This is a genomic window from Candidatus Zixiibacteriota bacterium (assembly GCA_020853795.1).
Lineage (GTDB): Bacteria > Zixibacteria > MSB-5A5 > CAIYYT01 > CAIYYT01 > JADJGC01.
Map to the genome: position 1 here is coordinate 1 of JADYYF010000012.1, position 7,537 is coordinate 7,537.

The window sequence follows — 7,537 nt, forward strand, 5'->3', positions numbered from 1 at the left end:
ACCTTCTCTACATTGTATTTTTCGCCAAATACATCGCTGGCCTCAACATAAAAATTCCTATAATTTGTGTCAACTATTATTTAGTGATTTTTTTCACATTATTTGGGTCGCGAAATCTCGCGCCGGCCAATTAACCGTTTCTCTTAGTGCTTGTAGGGAAATGCTTTACAAATGCCGCCGAAACGACTAAATTCCGAAACGGGCTTGGTCTGGAGGAATTGTTGACAGGAAAAGAAGAAGAGAACAAGGGTTTAATTATCGTTTATACCGGCAACGGCAAGGGAAAGACCACCGCCGCGCTCGGCATGTGTATTCGAGCCGCCGGATACAAGAAGAAGATCAGAATTCTGCAATTCGTCAAGGGTAGTTGGAAATACGGAGAATTGAAGGGGATCAAACTGCTCGCGGATTTTGTGGAAATGGAGCAAGTAGGGGAAGGCTTCGTCGGTATCATCGACGACAACAAAGATCGAGCAGTCCACGTGGCGGCGGCCAGGGCGGGATTAGCTACGGCGCGCGAAATCATGCATTCCGGTAAATACGATATCGTCATTCTGGATGAACTGAACGTAGCCGTCGACCTCGGACTGATTGAACTTGACGATGTCCTGACGCTTCTGAAGGAGAAACCGCCGCAGCTTCACGTTGTCGTCACCGGTCGCAATGCCAAACCGGAACTGATCGAACTTGCCGACCTGGTCACTGAGATGCGCGAAATCAAGCATCCGTTCCAGCAGGGAATACTGGCGCAGAAAGCCATTGACTGGTAGCGCGGGAACCTTTTGATTCCAGCGCCATTCAATATCATGGCAGATTTATGGGGCTGGCGAAGAAGCGGACTACTCTTGTGAGGCAACGACAGACGCATGAAAACTGACTACGATATCATCATCATCGGGGGCGGTCCCGCCGGGTTAACAGCCGGGCTCTACGGTGCCCGCGCCAACTTGAAGACGCTGTCCATCGAGAAATATCTCGCCGGCGGCCAAATTGCCAACACCGCCGAAGTTGAAGACTATCCCGGCTTCGAGCATATTTCCGGCGCTGAACTGGCGGCGAAATTTGAGTCGCACGCCCGCAAATTCGGCCTGGAGATCGTCAGCGACACTGTCGAGGAAATCCACAAAGACGGAGATGTCTTTCACATCAAGACAGGTGAATCCAAACTGACAAGCAAAGCGGTGATTCTGGCAACCGGCGGCTCACCGAATAAATTGCATATCCCCGGCGAGCACGAATTCGCCGGCAAGGGTGTGTCGTACTGCGCCATCTGCGACGGCGCCTTCTTCAAGAACCAGGTGATTGTCGTCGTCGGCGGTGGTGATGCCGCGGTGGAAGAGGGAATCTTCCTGACCAAGTACGGTTCCAAGGTGATCCTCATCCATCGGCGCGACAAGCTGCGAGCCCAAAAGATCATTCAGGAGCGGGCGTTTCGGAATCCGAAGCTGGAATTCATTTGGGATTCCACGGTCGAAACGATCAACGGCAACGGCAAGGTGTCGCACATCATGGTGCGCAACGTCAAAACCGGTGCGGTCCAGCGCGTCGATTGCGGCGCGGTCTTTGTCTTCATCGGGTTTGTGCCGAATTCCAATTTGACGCGTGAGCCGCTCGCCACGGACGAAAACGGCTATATCCTGACCAACGAAAACATGGAGACTTCGATCAAGGGGCTCTTCGCCTGCGGCGATGTGCGTCACCAACTGGTGCGGCAGGTCACGAACGCTGTCGGCGATGCCACCACTGCAGCCATGGCGGCGTCAAAATACATTGAAGAGCTGGAAGACAAAGCCGCCGGCGCGAGCCAGCACGCCGTGAAATAACGAGCGGGAGACTCACTTCAGTGATTCCCAGTCCTCCGGGATGTTCTTCGCGAGCCACTTGAGGAACTCCAGTTCCGATTTCAGAAACTTGATCCGGTGCCGCATCGCGGCGAGCCGTCCGAAGGGGAAGCGCGGCGCCATTTCAGACTTCTGCCACAACTCTTGGGCGCGGTCGAGTTCGCGCTCCAAGTCCTCTTGCCGCCGCTCCAGCAGCGCCTGAAACGAAATCTCCTTCGTCTGCAGTTGCGCGGCGAATCCCATGAACAGGTCGAAATCGAAGTAGGTTTTGCTTTGGAACATTTGTTCCAGATTCGCCTGCTCGCGTAGCGCGGCCGTCCCCTTGCCGGTGACACGGTACGGCTTGCGCAGCGCATGATCGGTGCTCTTGATCCGTTCGATCAGTCCTGCGCGCTCGAGTTTGCGCAACGCATAGTAGAGATTCGGCCGCGAATACTCGGCCCACAAATCGGCGCCGATCGCGACGAGGCGGCGGTCGATTTCCCAGCCGTGTGCCGGTTGTTCCGACAAGAACGACAGGATGATCAGGTCAGTGCGGGTGATGTTCATAGAACTTACTATTAATAATATCGGCGGCTGTGTCAAGTTGGTATGCACGAAATTCGCACATCGACCGCGATCAGCCAACATTTGCACAGGCGAAACAGTTATGTGCGGCGGAAAAGCGGACGATACTTCTGGAGAACAACGCACGAAGAAAGCGCGAATTCGTCACTACTTACCGATTCGGGGACTAAGGCCGAGAATACCAGAGGGACATGATTCACAAGCACAGAGTACTCGTCATCGACGACGAACCGGTCGTCTGCGATGTCGTCAAGGAGATGATCCAGGTGCACGACGGCTTTCGGGTGATCGCCGAAAGCGACCCGGCCCGGGCTCTGGCGCTGCTGAAATCGAGCCAGTTCGACCTGGTGCTCACCGACCTGATGATGGGCGAATACTCCGGCATGCAGATGATTGAGGCTGCGCTCGAACGCTCCGAGGATACGATCGTCGTGCTGATGACCGGCTACCCGACCATGGAAAACGCCATCGAGGCCCTCAAGCACGGCGCGTACGATTACATCGTCAAGCCGTTCAAACTCGACAACCTGCTGGCGACGATTGAACGCGGTCTGCGCAAGCAGATGCTGGCGCGCGAGAATATCCACCTGAAAGAGCAACTCGCGCTCTTCAAGATCGCCGAGGCGATGGGCTCGACAATTCATCTCGGCTCGGCGCTCAACCAGGTCCTGCGTCTCACGATTAAAGAATTTAACGCCGACGGCGCTTCGATCTTGTTCTATGAACCGACCCTGCCGACGAAGTTCATCCTGCAGGCCATCCAAACCGTGCCCGACGTTGCCGTCGATCGGCCGTTCCTCGAAGGGAAGACTCGCCACTCGCAAGCGGCCGCGGAATCACGGGTAATCGAGATTGAAAATATCTACTTCGAGAACCCGGCGCTCAATGATGCCGCCAATCAGGCCCGTGTGGAGTCGCTGCTGTCATGCCCGCTGTTGGTGCGGGGGCGCGTGCTGGGCCTGCTCAATATCGCCCGCAACAGCCTCTATCGCGAATTTTCAACCGGGGAACTGCAGTGCCTGAAGGTGATCGCGTCCAAGGCGGCCTATGCCATTTCCAATTCGAAACTCTACGATGATCTGGAAAAGGCCTACTTATCGACCATCATCGCGCTGGCCAACGCCGTGGAAGCGCGCGACCGCTACACTTCCGGCCATACCGTGCGCGTCACCTATCTGGCGGAACTGATCGCCAAAGAACTGGACTGGGACGATGAGCGGATCTTCACCTTGACGATGGGCTGCTCGCTGCACGACATCGGCAAGATCGGCGTGCCCGACTCGATCCTCAACAAACCGGGCCGGCTCACCGATCAAGAGCGCGTGATCATGCAACGCCACACCGAAGTTGGTGCGCGCATGATCGAAGGCATCCCGTTCCTCAAACCGTGCCTGCCCTATATCATGTCGCATCACGAACAATGGGACGGCTCCGGCTATCCGCTCGGACTGAAGGCGGAAGAGATTCCGATCGAAGGCCGGATTCTGGCCGTTGCCGACACCTTCGATGCGATCGTCACCGATCGCCCTTATCGCCGCGGCAAGAGCATCGAGGCGGCGGTGCAGGAGCTAAAGGATTTCGCCGGAAGGCAATTCGACCCGCAAGTCGTCGATATCTTCATCGAAGCAATTCACAAGAGCCGCGAGAAGCTCGACACGATCTACAATTTTGTCGCCGATCTTGACCAGCAACCGGCAGCATCCCCCACGACTTAGCAGTCAATCTTAAAACGGAATCGGCGAGAACGTCAGTACGAAGATCGCCAGCGCGGTGATCCCGACCCAGCGCGTGCGGCCGTCAATCGGCTCGTAATCATTCAGCGTCGGCGGATGACCGAAGCGGATCACGAAAAACACCAGCGCCGCCCAGATCCACCAGCCCTCCCACATGAAACCGAATCCGATCATCGCCAGGAACATCAGCCGCGAAATCCAGTAGTGCAGGCGCGGTGAGAGCGAGTAGATGATATGCCCGCCGTCCAATTGTCCGACCGGCAGCAGATTCAGCGCCGTCACGATCATGCCGACCCACGCCGCGAACAGCATCGGGTTGTCCTGCAGGAATATGTTGTAGCCTTCCGGCGAGGCGTGAGTCCAGATCAGCCCCTCCAGGACACGCATGATCAGCGGTTCCACCAACATGCCCGCCTGCAGCTCGGGCGGCGTCAAGCGGTAGGTGACATCCGCCAGTCCGATCGCCAGCGTGATCACCGCCACCACGAAGCCGGCAATCGGGCCATAAGCCCCGACTTCCATCAAATCCCGGCGCGAGGGAAACGGCGAATTCGACTTGATGAAGGCGCCGAACGTGCCGATCAGCGTTGGCGCAGGCAGGAAGTACGGCAGCGACACGCGTATGCCGCGCCGTCGGGCCGCCAGGTAATGCCCGAATTCGTGAAATAGCAGGATCGAAAGCAGCGGAATCGAAAATTTCTGCCAGTGCAGGAAAACCTCGGTCTCACGAAAGATGCGCGTGCCGTCCGTAAACAGCCCCGGCACAATCGCCACCGATGCCGCCGTCAACAGGAACAGCAGGATATTCAGCCACGGAATCCGCCGGCCCGCCGGGTAGACCTGCAGATGCGCGGACTGGCCGTTGATATGCGAACTCAGCGCATATCCCCGCCCGGCCAGCTCGTGCGCCAATTGCGGCCTCCAATCGGCGACCGCCGCATCGAGCGAGGCGCGAATGTTCACCTCGTCGCGGCGCGTATAGTAGCCGTCGACCGCGACGAAGCGCGCGACCAGGCTGATGATATCGTTGACTACAGATTCGGCGACCTTGACCGGCATATCTTACTCTTCAACACATTATAGAGGTCGGCAGTTCCAGCCGCAACAGAAGCGTGACCGGCGTTTCCGAGTGCCGGCCGCAATAAAACAGGGGTCTCGTTGCCGAGACCCCTGCGATCTATCCTAACAGATGACTGTCAGAATTAGAACATGAACGCGCTCTTCGGAGGCGCACCACCGTTGAAGTAGTACGCAGCCAGGTAAGCGCAGTCAGCGGAGTCAATCACACCGTCGTTATTGACATCGCCAAGGTGCTTGAACGGCGTCGGGCCCAGCGTGCCGGTCGCAACGTAGTTGCTCAGCTTCACCAGGTCGCGCAGATCAATCAAGTCGTCGTTGTTCACGTCACCGCGAGCAAAACCGGCGTACTTGTTGATGAACTTCGCCATCGCTTCGGTGTCGCCATTCGGGTCGGCCGAGTTGTCCAGACCGTAAATCGCGAAGCCGTAGGTCTTGGTGCCGTTGGCGGCGATGTTCGCCTTACCAAAGGTCGCCAAGGTCGACTTATCCGGGCCGGTGCCGTCGGGATCGACGACCACAGCGCCTTCCGCCACGTTGTTCACGAATGCATACAACGAATCCGGTAAGCAGTCGGAGCACGGAGCGGTCGGATACACAACGAGCGAATTTTCAAGGACGTGAGCATTGTACATCGGGTCGGTCTTGGTGCCGTCCGGCCAGTACGAACCGGCTTGCGGGAGGCCGATAAAGCCGCGCGCTTCCACGCCGTCGATCTGGTAGACGTAACCCTTCGCCGCATTACCGGCGCCGCCGTCAGTGCCAATGTCCCAATCCATGAAGGAGCCGTAATACAGCCCGCTGATCGGGTTGCCATTACGTTCGTTAATATCGACGACGAACAACGCGAAGTCGGCGAAGTCGGCGCCGTAGGTGCCGATCTCGCGGGTATCGATCAACAAGCCGATCGACGGACCAGCCTGGTGAGCGTTCAGGATACCCTGCAACGAGTCAATCATCGCGAAGGTGCAGATGTCACCAATAGTCGGCGCGTAGGTCGCACCGTTATTAGTCGTGTATTCGACAGGGAGAGCAACGCCGATATCGCAACCACCGCAATCACCGTTGACGAACGGGCCGACATAGAACGGGTACAGGTACTGGGCTTCAATACCGCCAAACACGTTCCAGGCAGCGTCGTCCATCGACGTCATGAAGAACATGGTGCCTTCGTACGAGTAAGCGCCGTCAGTGCTCGAATCCAGCGAGAATTCGAAGTTGACGTTGCCGTCGGCGATGGCGCCATAGTTGGTGGCCCAGGCCGAACCGGCAGTACCAAAATCGATACGGCTTGTGTCTTTCGCACAATACTCGTACGCAATCTGGTACTCAATCACGGCCTGCGGGCTCGGCTGCGGAGACTCTTCAACGAAGTAGTCCGGATCATCCGAGTCGATTAACACATAGTAGTAGTTCGGGGCAAGGAAGTTCATTCCGCTGCGATCGAACTCAAACGTAAAGTCCTGATTGCCGCCACCCGGGACCATGAAGTTAACGGTCGCGCCACCCGAAAGCGGCAGGATCCAGCTAACCCATGACGGCGGGGCCAGACGCTCCGAGTTCGCCATCGCCGGCTTCACGTTGACAATCGCTTTTTCGATCGTCTCGCCATCAGCCGTGACTTCAAACATCGAAGCACCCTTGGTCGGCAGCGACCGGCCCACGCGTCCCATCATCGATTCAACCGAGTAGTCCACCAGGTTGGCCGCGAGGTTCTGCGCCGCGCTGGCCAGGGCCGGATGCACATCGGTGATCTGACGACGAGCCGTCGGCGGAGCGCCGGCTTCAAGAGTCGCAGTTACGTTCAACGTCGCGCAACCCGTGTTGACGACGGCGTCGTTGTCGGTTCTCTGAACCGGGGAAGCTTCTGAGGTATTGGTACCCGTGAAGACAACCAGCGGTTCGGGGATGCTCAGACGCGGACGCGGACCGTCATTCGTGAAGCACAACAGGCGGCCGGACAGGGCATCGTTGCCGTTGCGGATGGCCGTGACGATGTAGTCATTGCCGTCCGAACCGCTGGCGATCGCCGTGCCCATGATGTTGCCGCTGACGACGTAGTTGATTAACTTCGCGCCGGTGGCCGCATCAAAAATACCCCAGAAGTAGTCATAACCGATCAGGTCATAACCACCATACATCACGTACTGATCGCACGTAGTGGCCGGGGAGTTGAAGACGTTGTTGTTCGCCGCGTCGGTTGCCGAGTTCACCCACACCGTGCTGTTCGCAAAGTTGACGGCGCGGACGCCGCGGGTGCCGGCATTCGGGCTGGCGAAACCGTTGTTGATGTTCGGGAAGAACACCGCTTCGTTGCCG

6 protein-coding genes are annotated in these 7,537 nt (G+C 57.5%); 3 read left to right on the top strand and 3 right to left on the bottom strand.

Annotation, left to right across the window (positions count from 1 at the left end; genetic code table 11):
- Window positions 1–221 precede the first annotated feature (221 nt).
- Window positions 222–770 (top strand): cob(I)yrinic acid a,c-diamide adenosyltransferase, encoded by a 549-nt coding sequence (gene cobO, locus IT585_01020; protein ID MCC6961811.1) that lies wholly within the window; start codon window positions 222–224, stop codon window positions 768–770.
- A gap of 96 nt (window positions 771–866) precedes the next feature.
- Complete coding sequence (gene trxB, locus IT585_01025; GenBank protein ID MCC6961812.1) at window positions 867–1,823, top strand: thioredoxin-disulfide reductase; 957 nt, start codon at window positions 867–869, stop codon at window positions 1,821–1,823.
- A gap of 12 nt (window positions 1,824–1,835) precedes the next feature.
- Here trxB and IT585_01030 read toward each other — a convergent pair whose 3' ends face one another.
- Window positions 1,836–2,390, bottom strand: a complete 555-nt coding sequence (locus tag IT585_01030; GenBank protein ID MCC6961813.1) for a PadR family transcriptional regulator — start codon at window positions 2,388–2,390, stop codon at window positions 1,836–1,838.
- A 209-nt stretch (window positions 2,391–2,599) separates the two neighbouring features.
- Between IT585_01030 and IT585_01035 the strand changes: the two genes are divergently transcribed.
- Complete coding sequence (locus IT585_01035; GenBank protein MCC6961814.1) at window positions 2,600–4,123, top strand: response regulator; 1,524 nt, start codon at window positions 2,600–2,602, stop codon at window positions 4,121–4,123.
- Window positions 4,124–4,132: 9 nt separating this feature from the next.
- On the opposite strand, the gene IT585_01040 is transcribed toward IT585_01035, so the two are convergent.
- Window positions 4,133–5,200, bottom strand: coding sequence for a site-2 protease family protein (locus IT585_01040; protein ID MCC6961815.1), 1,068 nt, complete (start codon window positions 5,198–5,200; stop codon window positions 4,133–4,135).
- Window positions 5,201–5,343: 143 nt separating this feature from the next.
- Window positions 5,344–7,537, bottom strand: a 2,194-nt coding sequence (locus IT585_01045; protein MCC6961816.1) for a dockerin type I repeat-containing protein, incomplete at its 5' end; no start/stop codon positions are given.

Coding starts and splice junctions, on each gene's coding strand:
- trxB (MCC6961812.1), top strand. CDS start 867: ATGAAAACTGACTACGATATCATCATCATCGGGGGCGGTCCCGCCGGG.
- IT585_01040 (MCC6961815.1), bottom strand. CDS start 5,200: ATGCCGGTCAAGGTCGCCGAATCTGTAGTCAACGATATCATCAGCCTG.
- IT585_01030 (MCC6961813.1), bottom strand. CDS start 2,390: ATGAACATCACCCGCACTGACCTGATCATCCTGTCGTTCTTGTCGGAA.
- IT585_01035 (MCC6961814.1), top strand. CDS start 2,600: ATGATTCACAAGCACAGAGTACTCGTCATCGACGACGAACCGGTCGTC.